Origin of the sequence: Pseudoruegeria sp. SHC-113 (genome assembly GCF_025376885.1) — a bacterium.
GTDB lineage: Bacteria > Pseudomonadota > Alphaproteobacteria > Rhodobacterales > Rhodobacteraceae > Pseudoruegeria.
The window spans coordinates 116,132-137,452 of the sequence record NZ_JAHUBR010000001.1 but is presented as its reverse complement, the minus strand read 5'-3'; the positions used below and the strand labels follow the sequence as shown (position 1 = coordinate 137,452).

Genomic DNA, 21,321 nt, shown 5'->3' with positions numbered 1-21,321 from the left:
CCGCCTCAAGCCGCCCGGTTTCCGCCGCGTCGGGTTGCCGCTTGGCCCCATGCTCGCCATATAGGGCAGGACGAAAAGGAGAGATCCATGGCAGACGATCAATTTCCCGGCTGGCACGGCACCACGATCATCGGCGTGCGCAAAGGCGGCGAGGTGGTGATTGCCGGTGACGGGCAAGTGAGCCTCGGGCAGACGGTGATCAAGGGCACGGCACGCAAGGTGCGCCGCTTGTCGCCCGGGGGCTACGACGTGGTGGCCGGGTTTGCCGGCTCCACCGCCGATGCCTTCACCCTGCTGGAGCGGCTGGAGGCCAAGCTTGAGGCCACACCGGGCCAGCTGGCCCGCGCTTCGGTGGAGCTGGCGAAGGACTGGCGCACCGACAAATACCTGCAGAAGCTGGAGGCCATGCTGATCGTGACCGACGGCAAGGATCTGCTGGTGATCACCGGCGCGGGCGACGTGCTGGAGCCCGAGCATGACGTGGCCGCCATCGGCTCGGGCGGCAATTTCGCCCTGGCCGCCGCGCGCGGGCTTCTGGCGGCGGATCTGGATGCCGAGGCCACCGCCCGGCAGGCCATGGCCATCGCCGCCGACATCTGTGTGTATACCAATGGCAATCTGACCGTGGAGAAGATCTCCAAATGACCGACCTGACCCCCCGCGAAATCGTGAGCGAGCTGGATCGCTTCATCATCGGCCAGAAGGACGCCAAGCGCGCCGTGGCCGTGGCGCTGCGCAATCGTTGGCGGCGCAAGCAGCTGTCTGACGATCTGCGCGATGAAGTCTATCCGAAGAACATCCTGATGATCGGGCCCACCGGCGTGGGCAAAACCGAGATCAGCCGCCGCCTTGCGAAGCTCGCCAGAGCGCCCTTCCTAAAGGTGGAGGCCACGAAATTCACCGAGGTCGGTTATGTCGGCCGCGACGTGGAGCAGATCGTGCGCGATCTGGTGGACTCCGCCATCGTAATGACGCGCGAAGTGATGCGCGACGAGGTGAAGGCCAAGGCGCATCAGGCCGCCGAGGAGCGCGTGATTGCCGCCATCGCAGGCACGGACGCACGCGAGGCCACGAAGGAAATGTTCCGCCGCAAGCTGAAATCCGGCGAGCTGGACGACACCGAAATCGAGCTTGAGGTGAGCGACACCAGCAACCCGATGTCCATGTTCGAGGTGCCGGGCCAGCCCGGGGCAGGGCAGATGGGGATGATGAACCTTGGCGATCTCTTCGGCAAAGCCTTTGGCGGCCGCACCGTGCGCCGCAAGATGACGGTGGCACAGAGCTACGAGGTCCTGATCGGCGAAGAGGCCGACAAGCTGCTGGACGATGAAACCGTCACCCGCGCCGCGCTGGAAGCGGTGGAGCAGAACGGCATCGTTTTCATCGACGAGATCGACAAGGTCTGTGCGCGGTCGGATGCGCGCGGGGCGGATGTGAGCCGGGAAGGGGTGCAGCGCGATCTGCTGCCGCTGATCGAGGGCACCACCGTGTCCACAAAACATGGCCCCGTCAAAACCGATCATATCCTCTTCATCGCCTCGGGCGCGTTCCATATCGCCAAGCCCAGTGATCTGTTGCCCGAATTGCAGGGCCGCCTGCCGATCCGGGTAGAACTTCGCGCACTGACCGAAGAGGATTTCGTGCGCATCCTCACCGAGACAGACAACGCGCTCACCCGCCAATACACCGCCCTGATGCAGACCGAAGAGGTGACAGTCACCTTCACCGAGGATGGCATCAAAGCGCTGGCGGCCATCGCGGCGGATGTGAACCGCTCGGTCGAGAACATCGGCGCGCGCCGGCTTTACACGATCCTTGAGCGCGTCTTTGAAGAGCTCTCCTTCACCGCGCCCGACATGGGTGGCAAAAGCGTGACCGTGGACAAGGCCTTCGTGGAGGAAAACCTCGGCGAGCTTGCCAGCGCCACGGATGTGAGCCGCTACATGCTGTAGTGGCGCAGCGCGCAGCGCTTCTGTAAGGCTTCGGGGAAACCACGCGTTCTGCCGGAGCCTTTTTCTTTGCGCCTTGCCGTTCTTCTTGCCCCGCTGCTGGCTTTTGCACTGACCGCCTGTGTGCCGCGCGGGGCGATCTATGTTGCACCCGAGGCGGCAGAGGTCGGGCGGCAGGAGCGGGTGTTCGTGGGCACGACCCGCGTGCGCGAGGCCGATGGCACCTATGGCAACCAGCGCAGCGGGGATCTCTCTTTCGCGCGGCTGGATATTTCCATCCCGCCGGAGCGCAAGCCCGGCTCCGTAACATGGCCGGGGCCGGAGCCTGATGCCGAGGAGGATTTCCTTGCCACGGCCTTCGTGAACTACGGATCTGCCTCGATATTCCGCGCGCGGCTCGCGGAAGAATTGCGCCGGACGCCGGGCGCTGAGGGCCGCGTGATCGTTTTCGTGCACGGCTTCAACACCAATTTCGCCGAAGGGCTTTACCGGGCGGCGCAGATGAAGGCCGATTACGGTTTCACAGAGCCTTTGGTGCATTTCTCGTGGCCCTCGGCGGCATCGCCCTTCGGCTATGCGCGGGATCGGGACTCCATCCTCGTCAGCCGCCGGGCGTTCGAGGCCTTCCTGCGCGAGATCCGGGCCGCCGGGGCGAAGGAGGTCATCGTGGCCGCCCATAGCGTCGGTTCCCATCTGGTGATGGAGACGATGCGGCAGGTGGCGCTGGCAAGCCCGGCCGACCGTGACCGGCTGTTCTCGGAAGTCGCGCTGATCTCGCCGGACATCGACGTGGATGTCTTCCGCGCCCAGATGGCGGACATCGGCCCGCTGCCGCAGCCGATCCTCGTGCTGTCATCCACGCTGGACCGCGCCTTGGCGCTTTCGGCCACGATCACCGGCAGCAAGAGCCGGATCGGCAACGTGCAGGACCCGGCGCAGATCGAAGGGCTTGACGTGCTGGTGATCGACGTCAGCGAGTTCACCGATGGCGATGCGGGCAATCACATGATCACCTTCTCCTCTGAACAGGCGATCGACGCTTTCACCCGCCTTGCGGGGCTGCATGATGATCTGCTGTCTGAAACGCGCCGCCGGACAGGGCCTGTCTCGGGCGCGATCCTCTCGGTGCAGGAGGCCACGCGCCTGACCTATGAGACCATCGGCGGGGTGGAGCAGCCATGAGCGACAGCGCCCTTGGCTTTGCCCGCGCGAACGCGCGGTGGATCGGCGCGGGGGCGCTGATGGCGCTCTGCTCGGGCTTCGGGCAGACCTATTTCATCTCGATCTTCGCCGGTAACATCCGCGCCGATTTCGGGCTGAGCCACGGCGGCTGGGGTGCGCTTTATGCAAGCGGCACGCTGGCCTCGGCGGCGGTGATGCTTTGGGCGGGCGGGCTGGCCGACAGGTTCCGGCTGCGTGGGTTGGGCAGTGCTGTGTTGCTGGGGTTGGCGGTGGCCTGTTGCGCCATGGCGCTGGCGTCGCAGGTCTGGATGCTGCCTTTCGTGGTGTTCCTGCTGCGGTTGTTCGGGCAGGGCATGGCCAGCCATGTGGCGATGATCGCCATGGCGCGGTGGTTTGCGGCGAACCGGGGCAAGGCGATTGCCTTCGCGGCCTTCGGCTTTTCCGTAGGTGAGGCGCTCTTGCCCATCGTGTTCGTCGCGCTCATGGGCATCGCGGCGTGGCAATCGCTCTGGTTCCTTTGCGCCGGGCTGCTTGTTGCGGCGACGGTCCTGCTGCGCCACCTGCTGCGCAGCGAACGCCAGCCGCAGAGCTATGCGGAAAGCGACAGCAGCCACGGGCTGGAAGGCAGGCATTGGACGCGGCGCGAGGCGCTGCAATCGCGCGCCTTCTGGCTGCTCGCCCCAGCGCTGTTTGCGCCCTCCTGTTTCGTGACGGCGTTTTTCTTCCAGCAGGTGCATGTGGCCGAGGCCAAGGGCGTTGCCCACCTTGCGCTTGTGGCCCTGTTCCCGCTCTACACCGGGCTTTCGGTGGCCGCGATGTTTGCCACCGGCTGGGCGGTGGACCGTTTCGGCACGGCGCGGCTGCTACCTTTCTACCAAATGCCCATGGCGCTCGGCTTCTGCGCGCTGGCCGGGTTTGGCGGGCTCACGGGGATCGCGCTGGCGATGGGCCTGATGGCGCTCACCACCGGAGCCAACGCGCCCTTGCCGGCAGCGGTGATGGCGGATCTCTTCGGCACGCGTCATCTGGGTGCGATCAAGGCGGTGGCTACGGCGATCATGGTGCTCGGCTCCGCCGTGGGTCCGATCCTGAGCGGCGTTCTGATCGATGCCGGACTCGCCTTTCCGGCGCAGGGGTGGGGGATTGCGGTGGTGTTTGTCGGTGTCAGCCTCGCGCTGGTGCCTTTAGCGCGACGCCTGCGCGCGCCGCTAGCGGTGGCGCTTTAGGTAAACGTAATAGGCCCCCGCACCACCGTGGCGGATGTGGGCCTCGGTGACTTGCAGGATCAAAGGCCCCAGCGGTGCGGCGCGCAGCCATTGCGGCACCTGATGCTTGAGCACCCCACGCGGCCTCGGGATCGGGCCTTCGTCTTCACCACGCTTGCCCTTGCCAGTGATCACGAGAACCAGCCGCAACCCGCGCGCGTGGGAGGAGGTGATGAAACGCAGCAAAGCTGGATGGGCCTGATCCAGCGTCATCCCGTGCAAATCGATCCGCCGCTCCGGCGCAAGCTTGCCCCGACGCAGGCGACCATAGGCCTTCTGATCCATATGCACCGGCGCCTCAGAGAGGCGGCGCGACAGGGTGGGCAGAAGATCATCCCCCGGCGCGTTGGGCTTGGCCTCCGCTCCAATGCGGAAAGCGGCCAGCGGGGCCGGGACCTCGGGCTGGTGGAGCCGGGGCTTGCGGACCGGCTTGGGGGCAGGGCGCTCCGGCTCCGGCAGATTGGGCCGGGCAGGGTGCATCGGGGTGTCGTGCTTCGTCACCTCGCGCCAGAGCGCCTTCTCCTCCTTGGAGACATGCCGGGGCCGCCGCTTCATCCCTCGCCCTCCGGCACCAGCTCGAAAGCTGTCTGGATCGGCAGGAGCACGACCATGCGCCCCGGGTCCTTGATCTGCCCGGCAATCCGCCCGGCTTCATCACCCGTGCCGTAGAAAATATCCGCCCGCTGCGCGCCCTTGATGGCCGAGCCGGTGTCCTGCGCCACCATCAGCCGCCGGAACGGATCGCGCCCGTCCTTCTCAACCCAGACCGGCGCGCCCAGCGGGGTGAAGGCCGGATCCACCGCGATGCTGCGATCCGTGGTGATGGAACGGTTCATCGCGCCGAGCGGGCCTTTCTCGGCCGCCACGTTGCGGATCTTGCGGAAGAAAACATAAGAGGGGTTCGTCCAGAGCAGCTCCTGCCCGGCCACCGGATTGCGCCGGACCCAGTTGCGGATCACCTGCGCCGAGACCTGATGCGCCCCGTAAACGCCGCGCCGCACCAGCTCCTGCCCGATGGAACTGTAGGAATGGCCGTTGTGCCCGCCGTAGCCCACGCGCAGCACTTGCCCATTCGAGAGCCGGATGCGGCCGGAGCCCTGAACCTGCAGGAAAAACAGCTCGACCGGATCATCGACCCAGGCAATCTCCAGCCCGCGCCCGGCCAGAACCTGGCCTTCCTCGATCTCGCGGCGGCTAACGAAAGGGCCCGCGCGGGCTTCAGGCGGGGTGCGGTAGAGCGGATAGCGGAAGCGATCCGACGGGCTGAGCGCGCCGTCCAGCTCCGGCTCGAAATAGCCAGTGAACAGGGGCGCGTTGCCGTCTTTCACAAGCACGGGGCGGAAGAACAGCTCAAAGAAACTGCGTGCTTCAGGGCGGGTCTTGGCCACCGCGCAGAGCGGGCCCCAGGCGGGATCTTTCAGATCGCCGCAGGTCTCCAGAAAGGCTTCGAGCGCCAGATGGTGATCATCCGACGCCCAACCCTGCAGATCGTCAAAGGAGAGCAGCGCGTAATCGGCCCCTTCGGCCCGCGCGGCGGAACTCATGGCGAGCGCCGCCAGCAGCAACAGCGCCCGCGTGGCACGCTTCATTCGCCCGTGGCGACAAGCTGCCAGTTGGGATCATTGGCGCCCATATCGCGCGCGAAGGTCCAGACGTCCTTCTGGCGCTTGATCTCGTTGGGGTTGCCCTCGATGACCTCGCCCGCGGCATTCTTCACGACGCTCGTCAGTTCACCCACGAATTTCACGGTGACTTCGCCGGTTTTCGTGACTTCGTCGAATTCGGCACCCACGAGCGAGACCTCACGCACGCCAACGAAATTGGCGTCGATCGTCAGGCGCTGTGCTTCCCGCTGGTCGATCACCTCGGAGAAGCTTTCAAACACGTCATGGGACAGGAAAGGCACGACCGGATCCAACTCGCCCTTCTCGAAGGCCATCAGGATCATCTCATAGGCACCACGTGCACCTTGCAGGAACTCACCGACGCGGAAGCTCGGATCATTGCGTTTCATGGCGGCAAGCGCCTTGGCCGCGGCGCTGCTCTCGTCAACGTGATCGATGATATCTTCATCGGGGCCGCCCTCGATCACCTCAAGATTGGCGCGGCTGCGGCTCGCCGCAGGCGAAGACTCGCCGATCTTCGCGGGCGGTTTCTCGAAGCCTTCGCGGGTCCCGAGCACGTTTCTTAGCTTGAGAATCAAAAAGATAGCGATCCCCGCGAGAACAAGAAGTTGAATAGCGGAAGAGCTCATCAGGGGCCTCTTTCTGAGTAAAACTGTAGTAACCGTTGCTTTGCCGACATATGTAAGTCAGGGGCGCGGTCAAGTCTACCGCGCGCGAATTGAAGGAGAAGGCGCAGCTATGTGGCTGTTCATCGCATTTCTGACGGTCCCGCTGATCGAGATCGCATTGTTCATCCAGGTGGGCGGCTTCATCGGCCTCTGGCCAACGCTGCTGATCGTGGTGATCACCGCCGTATTGGGCACCTACCTCGTCCGCTCGCAAGGACGGATGGCGATGGACGACATGCGCAACAGCTTTTCCGAGATGCGCGATCCAACCGAACCGCTCGCCCATGGTGCGATGATCCTGATCGCGGGCGCGCTCTTGCTGACACCGGGCTTCTTCACCGATGCCGTCGGCTTCCTGCTGCTGCTGCCGCCCTTCCGCGCGGCGGCCTATCGCTACATGCGCTCGCGGGTGGTGGTGCAGAATTTCTCGATGTCGGGGATGCAATCCTACGATCGCGATGACAGCGTAATCGACGGCGAGTTTCACGCGGTGAAGGAACCGAACGCGCCGAAGGAGGCCGCCGAGCCTTTTGAGCCGGGCGAGGAACTCCTTGTAAAAAAGCCCACACACCGCCCTTCTGGCTGGACCAAGCATTGAGGCTCCCGCGGCGGGGTGATACACCGCGCCTAACAGATTTTTCCAATGGGAGAGGAACTCATGGCCGAGAACGGCACCGAAGCCCCCGTGCAACCCGAACCGGTGAAAATGCAGGTTCTGGCGCAATACATTCGTGACATGTCTTTCGAGAACGTGCTGGCGCAAAAAGGCGCACAGGGCGCGCCTCAGCCGGACGTGAAGGTGAATGTGAACCTCGACGCCAAGAAACGTTCGGCCGAGAACCAGTATGAGGTTCTGACCAAGTTCAACATCTCCGCGGTGAACAAGGAAGGCGGCGACCAGCTGTTCCTTCTGGAGCTGGAATACGCCGGCATCTTCCACGTGGAGAACGTGCCCGAGGATCAGCTGCACCCCTACCTGCTGATCGAATGCCCGCGCATGCTGTTCCCCTACATCCGCCGCATCGTTGGCGATGTGACCCGCGACGGCGGCTTCCCGCCGCTGAACCTCGAGAACATCGATTTCGTGGCCATCTACCGCCAGAACCTCGCGCTCCGCGCAGCGGCGGCCCAGAAGGCGCAGGCCGAAGAGACGACGGCCAACTAAGGCACTGGTTTTAAAAAAAAAGGCCCGGTTCTTGCCGGGCCTTTTTCTATGTCTGAGGTGCTGATGGCCTTCAGCCGAATTTCTTCCAAAGCGCGTCATCGCCCAGCTTTTCCACGAAAGCCGCATGGGCGGCTTCTTCCTCGGCGCTCAGGCGTACGGGCAGGGGTGCGGGGCGCTTGCCCGGCCGCCAGGTGCCCGGCGTATCGCTTTTGCCACTGTCCGAGTCACCCGAAGCCGACAGCCCGAAATCCGGCTGCCGCCCGCCAATCAGCTCAAGGTAGACCTCGGCCAGAATCTCGGAGTCGAGCAACGCGCCGTGCAGTGTGCGTGCAGAGTTATCGATCCCGAAGCGGCGGCAGAGCGCGTCGAGCGAGGCCGGGGAGCCCGGGAACCTCTTGCGCGCGATCAGGAGCGTGTCGACGGCCTGATCGAAGGGCAGGAGCGGGCGGCCATCCCACTTCAGCTCGGCGTTCAGGAACTTCATGTCGAAGCTCGCGTTGTGGATCACCAGCGGCGAATCCTGCACGAAATCCACGAAGGATTGCGCGATGTCCTTGAAGAGGGGTTTGTCAGCGAGGAAGTCATCGCCCAGCCCGTGCACCTCGAAGGCCTCCTGCGGCATCGAGCGCTGCGGGTTGATGTAGACATGATAGGTCTTGCCCGTCGCGATGTGGTTCCAAAGCTCCACCGCGCCGATCTCCACGATCCGGTCGCCGCTTTCCGGGTCAAACCCGGTGGTTTCGGTGTCGAGCACGATCTCACGCATTAGCCAGCCTGCCTTTTGCCTCTTCCATGATGGCGCGGACCGCAGCGCGGGCGCCGTCCAGAGTTTCGGTCGGGATGATCACATCCGCCTTCTGCCGTTTTTCGGCGTCCGGCATCTGTTTTGCAAGGATGGTTTCAAACTGCCCTTCCGTCATGCCGGGCCGCGCCAGAACGCGCTGCCGCTGCAGATCCGCCGGAGCGGAGACGACGGCGACCAGATCGAACTGTCCCTCGCTGCCGGTTTCAAACAACAGCGGAATATCGAGCACGAGGATCTCAGCGGGACGCTTCGCGATGAAAGTGGCCCTATCAGCGGCGACGAGCGGGTGCACGATGGCCTCAATCGCTTTCAGAACGGACGGATCCTTGGAGATGAGGGCTTTCAAAGCCTCCCGGCTCACGCCATCCGGGCAGATGGCCTCGGGAAACTGCGCCTGCATCGGGGCCACGGCTGCGCCGCCGGGGCCATAGAGCCGGTGAACGGCAGCATCCGCGTCCCAGACAGCCGCGCCTTCCTCGGCAAACATCGCGGCCGTCGTGGATTTTCCCATACCGATGGAGCCCGTGAGCCCGATCAGGACCGGCTTTTTCATCCCGCCAGCACCGCCGCGCGCAGGGCGTCGTCCACATCCGGACGCTGGCCGAACCAGCGCTCAAAACCGGGTGCGGCCTGATGCAGGAGCATCCCGAGCCCGTCCACCGTAACGCAACCCGCCTGCTCTGCCGCATCAAGCAGCGGCGTGCGCAGGGGTGTGTAGACGATGTCCGTCACCACGGTTTTCGCAGTGAGATTGTCCAGCGGTAGGCGCATCTCAGAACTGCCCGTCATGCCAAGAGAGGTGGTGTTGACCAGAAGCGCGGCCTCATCCAGCACATTGGCGACCTGCACCCAGTCGATCACGCGTACTTTCGCGCCGAATTCGTCCTTCAGCGCCTCGGCGCGCGTCTTGGTGCGGTTGGCAAGGTAGATCTCCGGCACGCCGGCGTCGATCAGCGAGGCCAATACCGCGCGCGATGCGCCACCGGCACCAAGCACGATCGCCGGGCCATCGGCCCCCCGCCACTCGGGCGCGCCCTGCTTGAGGTTCTCGATGAAGCCGTAGCCGTCGGTGTTGTCAGCCTGTAGCTTGCCGTCCTTACGGAAAATCAGCGTGTTCGAGGCCCCGATGAGTGCGGCGCGATCCGTTACCACATCCGCCAGCGCCAGCGCGCGTTCCTTGTGGGGCAGGGTGACGTTCACCCCCATGAAGCCCATCTTGGGCAGCGTGCGCAGCACGGTTTCGAAATTCTCGCGGCTCACATCCATCGGGATGTAATGCCCCTTGATGCCATAGCGCCGCAGCCAATGGCCATGCAGCGCCGGAGACCGGCTGTGCGCGATCGGATGGCCGATCACCCCGGCCAATGGAATCGCCTGTTCGCTCATTTCGGCAGCACCCCCCGCAAGGTCAGATAGTTCAGCAGTTCCAGCAGCGGCAGCCCAAGCACCGTGAAGTAATCGCCTTCAACCCGCGTAAACAGCCGCACCCCCTCTTCCTCCAGCTTATAGCCGCCGACGCTTTGCGAAACGGACTCCCAGTTCCGGGCCACATAGTCTTGCAGATATGTGTCCGAGAAGTCGCGCATATAGAGGCGCACCTCGCCCACATGCCGCCAAACCGGGCGATCGCCCTCGTAAATCACCGCCGCAGAGAGAAGCTTGTGCCGCGTGCCGCGCAGTTTTCTGAGCTGATCGATGCACTCATCGGGCGATTTCGGCTTGGACAGCAGCGCGCCGCCGACCTCCAGCACCTGATCGCAGCCGATCACAAGCGCCGACGCAGCCTTCTGCGCGCCTTTTCGGGCTTTGTACTCGGCCAGCGTATCGGCCACGTCGCGTGGTTTCGCGCCCTCAGAGAGAAGAGCAGACTTGATCGCCGCCTCATCGATCCGTGCCGGCGCGACCTCTATGGTCAGACCAGCGTTCTCCAGCAGCTGGCGGCGGATGGCAGAGCCCGAGGCAAGGATGATGTGGTCAGTCATGTGGATAACCCCGATGAAAACCGGGCGGAGGATTTTCGCATGATTTGGAACAATTTCCCGCCTTGCCGGGTCTTCCCCCGGAGGCGGGCGCTTTGTCAACGCCTCTCCAAGTTTTCTACAAGGTGGAAAAGGAAAACCGCGCCTTGTGAGGGAATCGTCAAGCACGAAGAGTCACACAGGGTTTTCCCCGATGTTTTCCTCAGGCGCGTGATTTCGTAACCTTCTGTAAAACAACAAAAATACGTGTCACAGTTCGGCTCGGCGGAGTCTTCCCCGCGGTTTTACACAGGCGCTTTCCACGGGGAGGAAATCACGGGATAAGTTTTAATCCACTGAAAGCGGCCTGCCCTACAAAATCATCATCCTTTTTCTTTCTATAATTATTTTTTATGAGGGGCCTTGGGATCGCTCCCGACCTGCCCATGCCCGAGAACGGACTCCGCCATGCTCAGCCTGCTTGCCGATTTCTATCCCTGGACGAAGGTGCTCCACGTGATCTCGGTGATCGCCTGGATGGCAGGGCTGTTCTATCTTCCCAGACTCTACGTCTACCACGCGGAGCGGATCGAAACGGGCAGTGAAACGGACGCTTTGTTCCAGACGATGGAAGTGCGTCTGCTGCGGGCCATCATGAACCCTGCGATGATCGCCACGTGGGTGTTTGGCCTCATGCTGGCCCTCACCCCCGGGATCGTCGACTGGAGCGCCCTGTGGCCCTATACGAAGGCCGCAGCGGTACTGGCGATGACATGGTTCCACCATTGGCTTGGTCTGCGCCGGAAGGACTTCCTGCGCGGGGAGAACACGCGCACTGGGCGCACCTACCGGATGATGAACGAGGTGCCGACGCTCCTGCTGATCATCATCGTCGTTTCCGTCATCGCACGGCCGTTCTGAGCCACCTTCGGGGCCGGATGTTGACTCACCCCATGGCGATCCCTAATTAGGGGTCAACGCTTGGCCGTCCGGCCGAAGCATCTTCCGATTCCATACCTGATCGCCACGCGCCAAATATCATGGCCTGTGCCCGACGACCCGTGAGTGTTCCCATGAGCGAAAACCGTTTGAACCTGTCCGATCTCAAGGCGCAAAGCCCCAAAGACCTGCTGGCGATGGCCGAGGATCTGGAGATCGAGAACGCCTCCACCATGCGCAAGGGCGAGATGATGTTCTCGATCCTGAAAGAGCGCGCGGAAGAGGGCTGGGAAATTGGCGGCGAGGGCGTACTGGAAGTGCTGCAGGACGGCTTCGGTTTCCTGCGCTCGCCGGAGGCCAATTACCTGCCGGGCCCCGATGACATCTACGTTTCGCCCGACATGATCCGCCAGTACTCCCTGCGCACCGGGGACACCGTGGAAGGCGCGATCCGCGCGCCGGGCGACAACGAGAATTATTTCGGCCTGACGAGCGTCACCAAGATCAACTTCGAGGATCCCGAGAAGGCCCGCCACAAGGTGGCCTTCGACAACCTCACGCCGCTCTACCCGGACGAGCGCCTGAAGATGGAGATCGAGGATCCCACCATCAAGGATCGCTCCGCGCGCATCATCGATCTGGTTGCCCCGATCGGGAAGGGCCAGCGCTCGCTCATCGTGGCGCCGCCGCGGACCGGTAAAACCGTGCTGCTGCAGAACATCGCCACCAGCATCGAGAAGAACCACCCGGAGTGCTACCTGATCGTTCTGCTGATCGACGAGCGCCCGGAAGAGGTGACGGACATGCAGCGCTCGGTGAAGGGCGAGGTGATCTCCTCCACCTTCGATGAGCCCGCGACGCGCCACGTGGCGGTTTCGGAAATGGTGATCGAGAAGGCCAAACGCCTGGTGGAGCATAAGCGCGACGTGGTGATCCTGCTCGACTCGATCACGCGCCTTGGCCGGGCCTTCAACACCGTGGTGCCGTCCTCCGGCAAGGTGCTGACGGGTGGTGTGGACGCCAACGCCCTGCAACGCCCCAAGCGCTTCTTCGGCGCGGCTCGGAATATCGAAGAGGGTGGCTCGCTCACCATCATCTCCACCGCGCTGATCGACACCGGCTCGCGGATGGACGAGGTGATCTTTGAAGAATTCAAAGGCACCGGTAACAGCGAGATCGTGCTGGATCGCAAGGTGGCGGACAAACGCGTCTTCCCGGCGATCGACATTCTCAAATCCGGCACCCGGAAAGAGGATCTTCTGGTTGATCCGAAGGATCTGCAGAAGACCTTCGTGCTGCGCCGGATCCTGAACCCCATGGGCACGACGGATGCGATCGAATTCCTGCTGTCCAAGCTGAAGCAGACCAAGTCGAACGACGAGTTCTTCGACTCCATGAATGCGTGATAATCACGTAAGTGGTTGATATGTAATGGAAACTATCTTCGCTCTGGCCTCGGCCCGGGGGAAGGCTGGCGTCAGCGTCATCCGGATCTCGGGCGAAAGAGCCTTTTCAGCCGCCGCCAGCCTTGCTGGCCCGCTCCCGCCCGCGCGCCGCGCGGGTTTGCGCGTTTTGAGGGGGGCCGATGGGGCCGCGCTCGACGAGGCCTTGGTGCTGTGCTTTGACGAAGGGCGCAGCTTCACAGGCGAGCCGGTGGTGGAACTGCAGCTTCACGGTAGTCTTGCTGTTGTCAGCGGTGTGCTTTCTGAACTCGGGCGAATTGAAGGATTACGGCTGGCCGAGCCGGGGGAATTCACCCGCAGGGCCTTGGAGAACGAGCGGCTGGATCTCGCGCAGGTCGAAGGCCTGAGCGATCTGATCGAAGCGGAAACCGAAGCGCAGCGGCGGCAGGCGTTTCGTGTGCTGTCTGGTGCGTTGGGCGAGAAGGCAGAGGGTTGGCGGCGCAAGCTGATCCGCGCGGCGGCGTTGCTGGAAGCCACCATCGATTTTGCCGATGAAGAGGTTCCGGTGGATGTGAGTCCAGAGGTTCTGGAGCTGCTGGACTCCACGCTTGCTGAATTGCGCGGAGAAGCGGAAGGCGCGGTTATTTCAGAACGCATCCGGGAAGGGTTTGAGGTGGCGATTGTCGGATCGCCGAACGCCGGGAAATCCACGCTGCTGAATGCACTGGCCGGTCGGGAGGCGGCGATCACGTCGGAAATCGCCGGGACCACCCGCGATGTGATCGAAGTCCGCATGGATCTTGCCGGCTTGCCTGTCACTGTGCTGGACACGGCCGGCATTCGGGAAACCGAGGATGTCGTGGAAGGCCTTGGGATCGAGCGCGCGCGCAGTCGGGCGGAAGCCGCGGACTTGCGTGTTTTCCTGCTTTCCGAACCGGGCGAGGATCTGGGCATTCCGAGCGTGCATGGGGACATCACCGTTCTTGGTAAAGCCGATGCGCAGGCGTGGGATGGGCCGTCGGTCTCTGGGAAAACAGGGCAGGGCGTTGGCGACCTGGTGCGTCAGATCGGTTCGGTTCTGGAACAGCGCGCGTCGGGCGCGGGGACGGCCATTCGGGCGCGGCATCGCCATGCGATCCAAGCCGGGATAGGGGCTTTAGAATCGGCGCGGATTGAAGTATGCAACGGGCCTGATCGCGCTGAGCTCGCCGCCGAAGAGCTGCGCACGGCGGTTCGGGCGTTGGATTCCCTGGTGGGGCGCGTCGATGTTGAGCAAATCCTCGACGAGATCTTCGCCAGTTTTTGTCTTGGTAAGTGAGGAGTGTTTCACGTGAAACATTCGAGCTTTGATGTGATCGTAGTTGGCGGCGGCCATGCCGGCGCAGATGCCGCCCATGCCGCGGCCCGCGCTGGTGCGTGTACAGCTCTGGTGACGCTGCGCGCGGATACCATCGGTGTGATGAGCTGCAACCCGGCCATTGGTGGGCTTGGCAAAGGCCACCTCGTGCGGGAGGTCGACGCGCTGGACGGCGTGATGGGCCGCGTTGCCGATAAGGCCGGGATCCAGTTCCGCCTTCTCAACCGACGCAAGGGCCCGGCCGTTCAAGGCCCGCGCGCGCAGGCTGATCGCAAGCTCTATCGCCTTGCCATGCAGGCGGAGATCGCCGCGCAGCCGAATCTCGATGTCGTGGAAGGGGAGGTCGCGGACCTTATCTTCGAAGGCGATACCGTGCGCGGAGTGGTTCTTGCGGACGGCTCACAGCTCTCGTCCAAAGCCGTTGTCCTGACAACCGGCACCTTCCTGCGCGGCGTTATCCATATCGGCGATGTCTCGCGCCCGGGTGGCCGGATGGGGGATAAGCCCTCTGTCAAACTCGCAGAGCGGATGGACAGCTTTGGCCTGCCGCTTGGCCGGCTGAAAACGGGCACGCCGCCGCGGCTCGATGGGAAGACGATCCGCTGGGATGCGCTCGAAGCGCAGCCGGGTGACGAGGAACCCGTTCTCTTCTCCTTTCTGTCCAAGACGGTGACGGCGCCTCAGATCTCCTGTGGGATCACCCATACCAACGAGAAAACGCACGAGATCATCCGCGCGAATCTGGGACGCTCGGCGATGTATGGTGGCCATATCGAGGGCGTCGGCCCACGCTATTGCCCGTCGATCGAGGATAAGATCGTTCGATTTGCTGAGAAAACCTCGCATCAGATCTTCCTGGAGCCGGAGGGCGCGGACGATGACACCGTCTATCCGAACGGCATTTCCACCTCTCTCCCGGAAGACGTGCAGGAAGACTACGTTCACTCGATCTTCGGGCTTGAAGATGCGAAGATTCTGCAGCCCGGTTACGCGATTGAATATGACTACGTCGACCCGCGCGCGCTTTCGCCGACGTTGGAGTTGAAAAACGTCCCCGGCCTGTTCCTTGCCGGGCAGATCAACGGAACGACCGGCTACGAAGAGGCCGCCGCGCAAGGGCTGGTTGCCGGTCTGAACGCTGCGCGTAAGGCGGCGGAGCGGGAGGGCGTGATTTTCTCCCGCACGGAGTCCTACATCGGCGTCATGATCGACGATCTGGTCACGCGCGGCGTGACGGAACCCTATCGTATGTTCACCTCCCGCGCCGAGTTCCGTCTCTCGCTGCGCGCCGACAACGCCGACCAGCGCCTAACGCCCTTCGGTGAGGCGCTTGGCCTTGTGGGTGAGGTGCGCAAAGCGGCTTTCTCTGAGAAGATGGAGACGCTTGGGCAGGCCCGTATTGCTTTGGAGGCCTTCACGGTAACACCGCGCGTGCTGGCAGATCATGGCGTGAAGGTGAATCGCGATGGGCCGCGCCGGAACGGTTATGAGGCTCTTTCCTTGCCGGATATGGAGTTCGCCATTCTGGATGCGCTTGAACCCGCCTTCGCGGAAATCGATGTCGAAACCCGTGCTCAGATCGCCCGCGACGCGCTCTACGCGAACTATATCTCGCGGCAACAGAAGGACGTTGATGCCCTCGCACGCGACGAGGCGCAGAAGATCCCGCTCGATTTTTCCTATGAGGCGATGCAGGGGCTGTCCAACGAGCTGCGCATGAAGCTTGAAAAAGTCCGCCCGCAGACGCTAGGGCAGGCCGGGCGCGTCGATGGGATGACGCCGGCGGCTTTGACTCTGATCCTGGCCAAGGTGCGCCAGCACCAGAGGCAGAAGAGCGCATGACAGCGGGGCAGGGGGGGCTGCAGGATGTTTCACGTGAAACATTGGAGCGGCTGAAAACCTACGCCGCATTGCTGGAGAAGTGGAACCCGGCAATCAACCTCGTTGCGAAATCCACTTTGAAGGACCTCTGGACACGTCACTTCGTGGACTCCGCTCAGATCTATGATCTGGCGCCTAATGGCTTTGCGCATTGGGCGGATCTCGGATCTGGTGGCGGCTTTCCGGGTATGGTTTGTGCGATCCTGGCCTTGGAAAAAGCCCCGGAAGCGCGGTTCACGCTGGTGGAAAGCGATCAGCGCAAGTCCGCCTTTCTGAGAACCGTTGCGCGCGAAACAGGCGCGAATGTTGATGTGCTGGCCTCCCGTATCGAAAAGACGCAGCCCCTGTGCGTGGATGTCCTGTCTGCGCGCGCGCTGGCCTCGCTTGATGTGCTTTTGGAATTCGCAGAACTGCACCTGAAACCGTCCGGGCGGGCGATTTTTCCAAAAGGCGAGAGTTATCAACAGGAAATCAGCGAGGCCAAAGCCCGCTGGCACTTCTCTGCGGAGACGATCCCGAGTATCACTGATGGAAAAGCAGTTATCCTTGCGATCGGAGGAATCGAGCGTGTCTGATCCCACAAGGCCCCCGGGGGCCAAGATCATTGCCGTTGCCAACCAGAAGGGTGGGGTCGGTAAAACCACGACGACGATCAACCTCGCCGCAGCCCTTGCGGAGCGCGGCAAGCGGGTGTTGATCGTTGATATCGATCCGCAGGGCAATGCTTCCACCGGCTTGGGTATCGCATCCAGCCAGCGCAAGTACACGACCTATGATCTGATTGTCGGCGATGCGGAACTGAAGGAAGTGATCGCGGACACGAATGTGCCGGGCCTTGGCATCATCCCCGCCACGACCGATCTGAGTTCGGCGGATATTGAGCTCTTCTCCAACGAGAAACGTGTCTTTCTTCTGCATGACGCCCTGCGTCAGCCTGCGGTAGATGCCTTTGCGCTGGATTACATCCTGATCGATTGCCCGCCGTCGCTGAACTTGCTGACAGTCAACGCAATGGTCGCAGCGCATTCGGTGCTGGTGCCGCTGCAGAGCGAGTTTTTCGCGCTGGAAGGCCTGTCGCAACTCATGCTCACGATCCGCGAAGTACGCCAGTCGGCCAACCCGGACCTGCGCATCGAAGGTGTGGTGATGACGATGTATGACGGGCGCAATAACCTCTCCCGGCAAGTGGAGCTCGACGCGCGCGAAAACCTTGGGGAACTGGTATTCAACACCGTGATCCCGCGCAATGTCCGCGTCAGCGAAGCGCCGTCCTATGCGCTGCCGGTGCTCGAATATGATACCGCGTCCAAGGGGAGCGAGGCCTACCGCAACATGGCGGCCGAGCTGGTGGCGCGTTACGAAACGGCGAAAGCCTGACAGGAAAGGCCGGGAACATGGCAGAGAAGAAAACAGAACGCCGGGGCCTTGGCCGGGGGCTGTCGGCCCTCATGGCGGATGTGAACCTGAGTGAAGGCGGGCAGGAGCCCACAAAAACACGTGCAGATTCGCGGCTACCGGTCGAGAAAATTCGCCCCAACCCCGATCAACCGCGGCGGACCTTCACGCCCGAAGCCCTGTCGGAACTGGCGGAATCGATCCGGGAGAAGGGGGTTATCCAGCCGTTGATCGTCCGCAAGGATCCGCGCGATCCCGAGATGTTCGAGATCGTTGCCGGGGAGCGCCGCTGGCGCGCCGCTCAGATGGCGCAATTGCACGAGCTTCCGGTCTTGGTGCGCGAGCTGGACGATACCGAAGTCCTTGAAATCGCGATCATCGAAAACATCCAGCGCGCCGATCTGAACCCGGTGGAAGAGGCCGCAGGCTATCGTCAGCTGATGGATCGCTTCGGCCACACGCAGGAAAAACTGGCAGAAGCCTTGTCCAAGAGCCGGTCGCATATCGCCAACCTGCTGCGCCTGCTGTCCTTGCCAGACGATGTGCTGGATCTGCTTCGCGACGGCAAGCTAACCTCCGGCCATGCCCGCGCGCTGATCACCACGGACAACCCCTCGGCGCTCGCCAAGATCGTTGTGGCGAAAGGGCTTTCGGTGCGCGAAACCGAGCGCCTGGCCAAACAGGCCGGAGCAGGGGAGAAGCCGATGCGGCCCAAGGGGCCGAAGGTGCAGAAGGATGCCGATACGGTGGCGCTCGAAGGCGATCTGACAGCCACGCTGCGGATGCGCGTTTCGGTGGATCATGATGCCGGCAAGGAAAGCGGGAAGCTTTCGATCTCCTACAAATCGCTTGAACAGCTTGATGAGCTTTGCCGGATCCTCTCCGTCAGCTCTCCGGACGCGTCCATATAAACAGAAGCACGCAGCACAGGGTGGCGGCCTGGATCATTAGGATCATCGGCCGCAGCCCAAGCGCGAGGGAAAGCCCGAAAGCAGCCGCAACAGAGACTGTTGCGAGGATCTTCGCGCGTCGGCTGATCGCGCCAGAGCGGTTCCAGTCCTCAATCGGCGGGCCAAAGCGCGGATGGGTGATAAGCCAGTTGTGAAGCCGTTCTGAGGAACGCGCAAAGAAGAAGGCCGCCAGAAGCAGAAACGGGACCGTGGGTAGCAGGGGCAACACAATACCAATGGTACCCAGCGTGAGGGCGATGACTCCCAAGCAGACCCAAAGAATGCGCATCTAGGCCTCGCTCAGAAGCTCGCGTAGGACGGCATTCAGCAAGGGCCGACCTTTCGGTGTGACGCGCAAGCGGTTGTCTGCCGTTTCAAGCAGCCCGTGTTCCATTAAGCTATTGAATTTATTCATATTAATGGCGGTCGAGCTGAGCCCCTCAAGCCGTGGTAAATCGATCCCCTCTACCAGCCGCAGCCCCATAAGAAGATACTCAACCGCCTGATCTTGCTGGGTAATCTCTTCCCTCAGGCTTTCCCCTGAGCCTGCCGTACCCTCTGCCTCCAGCCATTTGCCGGGCTGAAGGTAGGTTTCCGTAGCCAGGCGCCGCCCGTTCAGCGTGAGCCGCCCATGGGCGCCGGGGCCGATACCGGCGTAATCGCCGTAGCGCCAATAGAGACTGTTGTGGCGGGATTCCTCCCCAGTGCGGGCGTGGTTGGAGATTTCATAGGCTGGCATTCCGGCGGCCTCGCAGATCTCCTGCGTGCGCTCGTACATCTCGGCGGCGTCATCTTCGAGGGGTAGGCCCGAAAGCTTACCGGCCTCGTAGCGATCGCCGAAGGCCGTACCTTGTTCGATGGTCAGCTGATAGAGCGACAGGTGGTCAATCGCCATGGCAAGCGCCTCGCATAGCTCTGCCTCCCAAGCGGCCACGCTCTGGTGCTGGCGTGCGTAGATCAGATCGAAGCTCACGCGGTCAAAGGCGCTGCGGGCCACGTCGAAGGCGGCACGGGCCTCGGCCACGCTGTGCAGCCGCCCCAGTCGCTTCAGATCGGCATCGTTGAGCGCCTGCACGCCCATCGAGACGCGGTTCACCCCGGCGTCGCGATAGCCGCGGAACCGCCCGGCTTCCACGGAGCCCGGATTAGCCTCCAGCGTGATCTCGGCATCATTGGCCATCGGCCAAGCGGCGCGGACGGCGTCGAGAATGGCGTGCACCGTTTCCGGCGCCATCAGGCTGGGGGTTCCACCACCAAAAAACACCGTCCCCAGAACACGCGGCCCGGTTTCCGCCGCGATGCGTTTGATCTCACGGATATAGGCGCCCTGCCATTGGCGCTGGTCGATCTTGGAGGAGACGTAGGAGTTGAAATCGCAGTAGGGGCAGAGCGATTGGCAGAACGGCCAATGGATATAGAGGCCGAAGCCCGCGTTCTGCCAATCCTCGCTCAAAAGCAGCCTTTGACGAGCTTGGCGAACGCATCCGCCCGGTGGCTCATCTCGTGTTTCTTGGCCGGATCCATTTCGCCGAAGGTTTCCACTTCGCCGTTGGGCAGGAACATCGGGTCAAAGCCAAAGCCATTCTCGCCGCGCATCGGCCAGACGAGCTGGCCATCGACTGTGCCTGCGAAGATCTCGTCATGGCCGTCGGGCCAGGCGAGGCACAGCGTGCAGCAGAAGCGCCCCTTGCGCGGGGAGGGGGCCTGCTTCTCGTCCAGTTTTGCCTGAACCTTGGCCATGGCCATCGGAAAATCCCGGCCATTGGGCGTTTCGGCCCAATCCGCCGTGTAAACGCCGGGCGCACCGTTGAGCGCATCGACCTCCAGCCCGCTGTCGTCCGACAGCGCGGGCAGGCCGGATTCCTTTGCCGCGAAATGCGCCTTGATGCGGGCGTTTCCAGCAAAGCTATCTTCCGTTTCTTCCGGTTCCGGCAGGCCGAGTTCGCCGGCAGAGACAACATCCACGCCATAGGGCGCGAGCAGATCCGCGATTTCGAGCAGCTTGCCCGCGTTATGGGAGGCGAGGACGATCTTTGTCTCGGTCAGCTTACGCGTCATTGGCCCACGGCCGCCTTTTGCGCGGCAACCAGTTCGGCCACACCCTTATCGGCAAGGCCCATCAGCTCATCCATCTGCGCGCGGGAGAAGGTCGCGCCTTCCGCCGACATCTGCACTTCCACGAGTTGGCCGTTGCCGAGCATCACAAAGTTGCCGTCCACGCCGGCTTCGCTGTCTTCCGGGTAGTCGAGATCCAGTACGGCCTGACCGGCGTAGATGCCGCAGGAGACAGCTGCCACGGGATCGATGAGCGGATCAGAGATCACGTCCCCGGCTTTCATCAGCTTGTTGACCGCGAGTTTCAGCGCAACCCAGCCCCCGGTGATCGAGGCGCAGCGGGTGCCGCCGTCGGCTTGGATCACGTCGCAATCCACGGTGATCTGGCGCTCGCCAAGGGCCACGCGATCCACACCGGCGCGCAAACTCCGGCCGATCAGGCGCTGGATTTCCTGCGTGCGCCCGGACTGGCCGTTCTTGGCCTCGCGCCGCATCCGCGTGTTGGTGGCGCGCGGCAGCATGCCGTATTCCGCTGTCACCCAGCCAAGGCCGGAGTTCTTCAGGAAGGGCGGCACGCGCTCATCGATCGTGGCGGTGCAGAGCACATGGGTATCGCCGCATTTGATCAGGCAGGAGCCTTCGGCGTGTTTCGTGACCCCGGTCTCGATTGAAATCGGGCGCATTTCGCTTACGTTTCTGCCTGACGGACGCATGGGCTTTCCTT

Annotated in this window: 24 protein-coding genes; 13 read left to right on the top strand and 11 right to left on the bottom strand. The window is 63.0% G+C overall.

Annotation, left to right across the window (positions count from 1 at the left end):
- Positions 1–87: 87 nt before the first annotated feature.
- The 4 genes from hslV (at position 88) to KVX96_RS00685 (ending at position 4,357) form a co-directional block, all read left to right on the top strand.
- On the top strand, positions 88–645 hold the full coding sequence (hslV, locus tag KVX96_RS00700; protein WP_261192005.1) for an ATP-dependent protease subunit HslV: 558 nt from the start codon (positions 88–90) through the stop codon (positions 643–645).
- Positions 642–1,952 (top strand): ATP-dependent protease ATPase subunit HslU, encoded by a 1,311-nt coding sequence (gene hslU, locus KVX96_RS00695; RefSeq protein ID WP_261192004.1) that lies wholly within the window; start codon positions 642–644, stop codon positions 1,950–1,952. The genes hslV and hslU overlap by 4 nt, the downstream gene beginning before the upstream one ends.
- A 66-nt stretch (positions 1,953–2,018) precedes the next feature.
- Positions 2,019–3,131, top strand: a complete 1,113-nt coding sequence (locus tag KVX96_RS00690) for an alpha/beta hydrolase (protein WP_261192003.1) — start codon at positions 2,019–2,021, stop codon at positions 3,129–3,131.
- On the top strand, positions 3,128–4,357 hold the full coding sequence (locus KVX96_RS00685) for an MFS transporter (protein ID WP_261192002.1): 1,230 nt from the start codon (positions 3,128–3,130) through the stop codon (positions 4,355–4,357). Before KVX96_RS00690 ends, KVX96_RS00685 begins: the two co-directional genes overlap by 4 nt.
- Here KVX96_RS00685 and KVX96_RS00680 read toward each other — a convergent pair.
- Genes KVX96_RS00680 through KVX96_RS00670 form a run of 3 tightly spaced genes read right to left on the bottom strand, consistent with a single transcriptional unit; the run spans position 4,340 to position 6,650 of the window.
- A complete protein-coding gene (locus KVX96_RS00680) occupies positions 4,340–4,951 on the bottom strand; it encodes a Smr/MutS family protein (RefSeq protein WP_261192001.1) in 612 nt (203 codons plus the stop codon). The two genes, KVX96_RS00685 and KVX96_RS00680, sit on opposite strands and share 18 nt — an antisense overlap.
- Complete coding sequence (locus KVX96_RS00675) at positions 4,948–5,985, bottom strand: murein transglycosylase A (RefSeq protein WP_261192000.1); 1,038 nt, start codon at positions 5,983–5,985, stop codon at positions 4,948–4,950. Before KVX96_RS00675 ends, KVX96_RS00680 begins: the two co-directional genes overlap by 4 nt.
- Positions 5,982–6,650: a Tim44/TimA family putative adaptor protein gene (locus KVX96_RS00670; protein ID WP_261191999.1), complete on the bottom strand. Its 669-nt coding sequence runs from the start codon at positions 6,648–6,650 to the stop codon at positions 5,982–5,984. The genes KVX96_RS00675 and KVX96_RS00670 overlap by 4 nt, the downstream gene beginning before the upstream one ends.
- Positions 6,651–6,759: 109 nt before the next feature.
- Between KVX96_RS00670 and KVX96_RS00665 the strand changes: the two genes are divergently transcribed.
- Positions 6,760–7,287, top strand: coding sequence for an FxsA family protein (locus tag KVX96_RS00665; RefSeq protein ID WP_261191998.1), 528 nt, complete (start codon positions 6,760–6,762; stop codon positions 7,285–7,287).
- 60 nt (positions 7,288–7,347) lie between these two features.
- On the top strand, positions 7,348–7,854 hold the full coding sequence (secB, locus tag KVX96_RS00660) for a protein-export chaperone SecB (RefSeq protein WP_261195350.1): 507 nt from the start codon (positions 7,348–7,350) through the stop codon (positions 7,852–7,854).
- A 70-nt stretch (positions 7,855–7,924) separates the two neighbouring features.
- On the opposite strand, the gene dnaQ is transcribed toward secB, so the two are convergent.
- From dnaQ to KVX96_RS00640, 4 genes are read right to left on the bottom strand one after another with little or no spacing between them, the layout of a single operon-like run.
- Positions 7,925–8,620 (bottom strand): DNA polymerase III subunit epsilon, encoded by a 696-nt coding sequence (dnaQ, locus tag KVX96_RS00655; protein WP_261191997.1) that lies wholly within the window; start codon positions 8,618–8,620, stop codon positions 7,925–7,927.
- Positions 8,613–9,212 (bottom strand): dephospho-CoA kinase, encoded by a 600-nt coding sequence (coaE, locus tag KVX96_RS00650; RefSeq protein ID WP_261191996.1) that lies wholly within the window; start codon positions 9,210–9,212, stop codon positions 8,613–8,615. Before coaE ends, dnaQ begins: the two co-directional genes overlap by 8 nt.
- Positions 9,209–10,045, bottom strand: a complete 837-nt coding sequence (locus KVX96_RS00645) for a shikimate dehydrogenase (RefSeq protein WP_261191995.1) — start codon at positions 10,043–10,045, stop codon at positions 9,209–9,211. Before KVX96_RS00645 ends, coaE begins: the two co-directional genes overlap by 4 nt.
- Positions 10,042–10,641, bottom strand: a complete 600-nt coding sequence (locus KVX96_RS00640) for a Maf family protein (RefSeq protein ID WP_261191994.1) — start codon at positions 10,639–10,641, stop codon at positions 10,042–10,044. Before KVX96_RS00640 ends, KVX96_RS00645 begins: the two co-directional genes overlap by 4 nt.
- Positions 10,642–11,085: 444 nt before the next feature.
- On the opposite strand from KVX96_RS00640, the gene hemJ reads away from it, so the two are divergent.
- The 7 genes from hemJ to KVX96_RS00605 all read left to right on the top strand — a co-directional run bounded on the left by hemJ (position 11,086) and on the right by KVX96_RS00605 (position 18,503).
- Positions 11,086–11,538, top strand: a complete 453-nt coding sequence (gene hemJ, locus KVX96_RS00635; protein WP_261191993.1) for a protoporphyrinogen oxidase HemJ — start codon at positions 11,086–11,088, stop codon at positions 11,536–11,538.
- 152 nt (positions 11,539–11,690) lie between these two features.
- A complete protein-coding gene (gene rho / locus KVX96_RS00630) occupies positions 11,691–12,962 on the top strand; it encodes a transcription termination factor Rho (RefSeq protein ID WP_261191992.1) in 1,272 nt (423 codons plus the stop codon).
- A gap of 25 nt (positions 12,963–12,987) precedes the next feature.
- Positions 12,988–14,277 carry a tRNA uridine-5-carboxymethylaminomethyl(34) synthesis GTPase MnmE gene (gene mnmE / locus KVX96_RS00625; protein WP_261191991.1) on the top strand — a complete coding sequence of 430 codons (1,290 nt, stop codon included), beginning with the start codon at positions 12,988–12,990 and terminating at the stop codon, positions 14,275–14,277.
- A 12-nt stretch (positions 14,278–14,289) separates the two neighbouring features.
- Positions 14,290–16,158 (top strand): tRNA uridine-5-carboxymethylaminomethyl(34) synthesis enzyme MnmG, encoded by a 1,869-nt coding sequence (gene mnmG, locus KVX96_RS00620; RefSeq protein ID WP_261191990.1) that lies wholly within the window; start codon positions 14,290–14,292, stop codon positions 16,156–16,158.
- Positions 16,155–16,772, top strand: a complete 618-nt coding sequence (rsmG, locus tag KVX96_RS00615) for a 16S rRNA (guanine(527)-N(7))-methyltransferase RsmG (protein ID WP_261191989.1) — start codon at positions 16,155–16,157, stop codon at positions 16,770–16,772. The genes mnmG and rsmG overlap by 4 nt, the downstream gene beginning before the upstream one ends.
- Positions 16,765–17,574: a ParA family protein gene (locus KVX96_RS00610; RefSeq protein ID WP_261191988.1), complete on the top strand. Its 810-nt coding sequence runs from the start codon at positions 16,765–16,767 to the stop codon at positions 17,572–17,574. Before rsmG ends, KVX96_RS00610 begins: the two co-directional genes overlap by 8 nt.
- 17 nt (positions 17,575–17,591) lie before the next feature.
- Positions 17,592–18,503 carry a ParB/RepB/Spo0J family partition protein gene (locus KVX96_RS00605; protein ID WP_261191987.1) on the top strand — a complete coding sequence of 304 codons (912 nt, stop codon included), beginning with the start codon at positions 17,592–17,594 and terminating at the stop codon, positions 18,501–18,503.
- On the opposite strand, the gene KVX96_RS00600 is transcribed toward KVX96_RS00605, so the two are convergent.
- From KVX96_RS00600 to rph, 4 genes are read right to left on the bottom strand one after another with little or no spacing between them, the layout of a single operon-like run.
- Positions 18,478–18,831: a YbaN family protein gene (locus KVX96_RS00600; RefSeq protein ID WP_261191986.1), complete on the bottom strand. Its 354-nt coding sequence runs from the start codon at positions 18,829–18,831 to the stop codon at positions 18,478–18,480. The two genes, KVX96_RS00605 and KVX96_RS00600, sit on opposite strands and share 26 nt — an antisense overlap.
- Complete coding sequence (gene hemW / locus KVX96_RS00595) at positions 18,832–19,995, bottom strand: radical SAM family heme chaperone HemW (RefSeq protein ID WP_261191985.1); 1,164 nt, start codon at positions 19,993–19,995, stop codon at positions 18,832–18,834. It abuts the gene before it with no gap.
- Entirely contained in the window at positions 19,992–20,600 is a 609-nt protein-coding gene (rdgB, locus tag KVX96_RS00590; protein WP_261191983.1) for an RdgB/HAM1 family non-canonical purine NTP pyrophosphatase, read from the bottom strand. Before rdgB ends, hemW begins: the two co-directional genes overlap by 4 nt.
- Positions 20,597–21,310, bottom strand: a complete 714-nt coding sequence (gene rph, locus KVX96_RS00585) for a ribonuclease PH (RefSeq protein WP_261191982.1) — start codon at positions 21,308–21,310, stop codon at positions 20,597–20,599. Before rph ends, rdgB begins: the two co-directional genes overlap by 4 nt.
- Positions 21,311–21,321 lie beyond the last annotated feature (11 nt).

Bases quoted from the DNA above. Each gene is read 5' to 3' on its own strand.
- rph (WP_261191982.1), bottom strand. From the start codon at position 21,310: ATGCGTCCGTCAGGCAGAAACGTAAGCGAAATGCGCCCGATTTCAATC.
- KVX96_RS00665 (WP_261191998.1), top strand. From the start codon at position 6,760: ATGTGGCTGTTCATCGCATTTCTGACGGTCCCGCTGATCGAGATCGCA.
- hslV (WP_261192005.1), top strand. From the start codon at position 88: ATGGCAGACGATCAATTTCCCGGCTGGCACGGCACCACGATCATCGGC.
- rsmG (WP_261191989.1), top strand. From the start codon at position 16,155: ATGACAGCGGGGCAGGGGGGGCTGCAGGATGTTTCACGTGAAACATTG.
- KVX96_RS00675 (WP_261192000.1), bottom strand. From the start codon at position 5,985: ATGAAGCGTGCCACGCGGGCGCTGTTGCTGCTGGCGGCGCTCGCCATG.
- KVX96_RS00640 (WP_261191994.1), bottom strand. From the start codon at position 10,641: ATGACTGACCACATCATCCTTGCCTCGGGCTCTGCCATCCGCCGCCAG.
- dnaQ (WP_261191997.1), bottom strand. From the start codon at position 8,620: ATGCGTGAGATCGTGCTCGACACCGAAACCACCGGGTTTGACCCGGAA.
- hslU (WP_261192004.1), top strand. From the start codon at position 642: ATGACCGACCTGACCCCCCGCGAAATCGTGAGCGAGCTGGATCGCTTC.
- coaE (WP_261191996.1), bottom strand. From the start codon at position 9,212: ATGAAAAAGCCGGTCCTGATCGGGCTCACGGGCTCCATCGGTATGGGA.
- KVX96_RS00680 (WP_261192001.1), bottom strand. From the start codon at position 4,951: ATGAAGCGGCGGCCCCGGCATGTCTCCAAGGAGGAGAAGGCGCTCTGG.
- mnmE (WP_261191991.1), top strand. From the start codon at position 12,988: ATGGAAACTATCTTCGCTCTGGCCTCGGCCCGGGGGAAGGCTGGCGTC.
- secB (WP_261195350.1), top strand. From the start codon at position 7,348: ATGGCCGAGAACGGCACCGAAGCCCCCGTGCAACCCGAACCGGTGAAA.
- KVX96_RS00605 (WP_261191987.1), top strand. From the start codon at position 17,592: ATGGCAGAGAAGAAAACAGAACGCCGGGGCCTTGGCCGGGGGCTGTCG.
- KVX96_RS00670 (WP_261191999.1), bottom strand. From the start codon at position 6,650: ATGAGCTCTTCCGCTATTCAACTTCTTGTTCTCGCGGGGATCGCTATC.
- hemJ (WP_261191993.1), top strand. From the start codon at position 11,086: ATGCTCAGCCTGCTTGCCGATTTCTATCCCTGGACGAAGGTGCTCCAC.
- rdgB (WP_261191983.1), bottom strand. From the start codon at position 20,600: ATGACGCGTAAGCTGACCGAGACAAAGATCGTCCTCGCCTCCCATAAC.
- KVX96_RS00600 (WP_261191986.1), bottom strand. From the start codon at position 18,831: ATGCGCATTCTTTGGGTCTGCTTGGGAGTCATCGCCCTCACGCTGGGT.
- KVX96_RS00645 (WP_261191995.1), bottom strand. From the start codon at position 10,045: ATGAGCGAACAGGCGATTCCATTGGCCGGGGTGATCGGCCATCCGATC.
- KVX96_RS00685 (WP_261192002.1), top strand. From the start codon at position 3,128: ATGAGCGACAGCGCCCTTGGCTTTGCCCGCGCGAACGCGCGGTGGATC.
- rho (WP_261191992.1), top strand. From the start codon at position 11,691: ATGAGCGAAAACCGTTTGAACCTGTCCGATCTCAAGGCGCAAAGCCCC.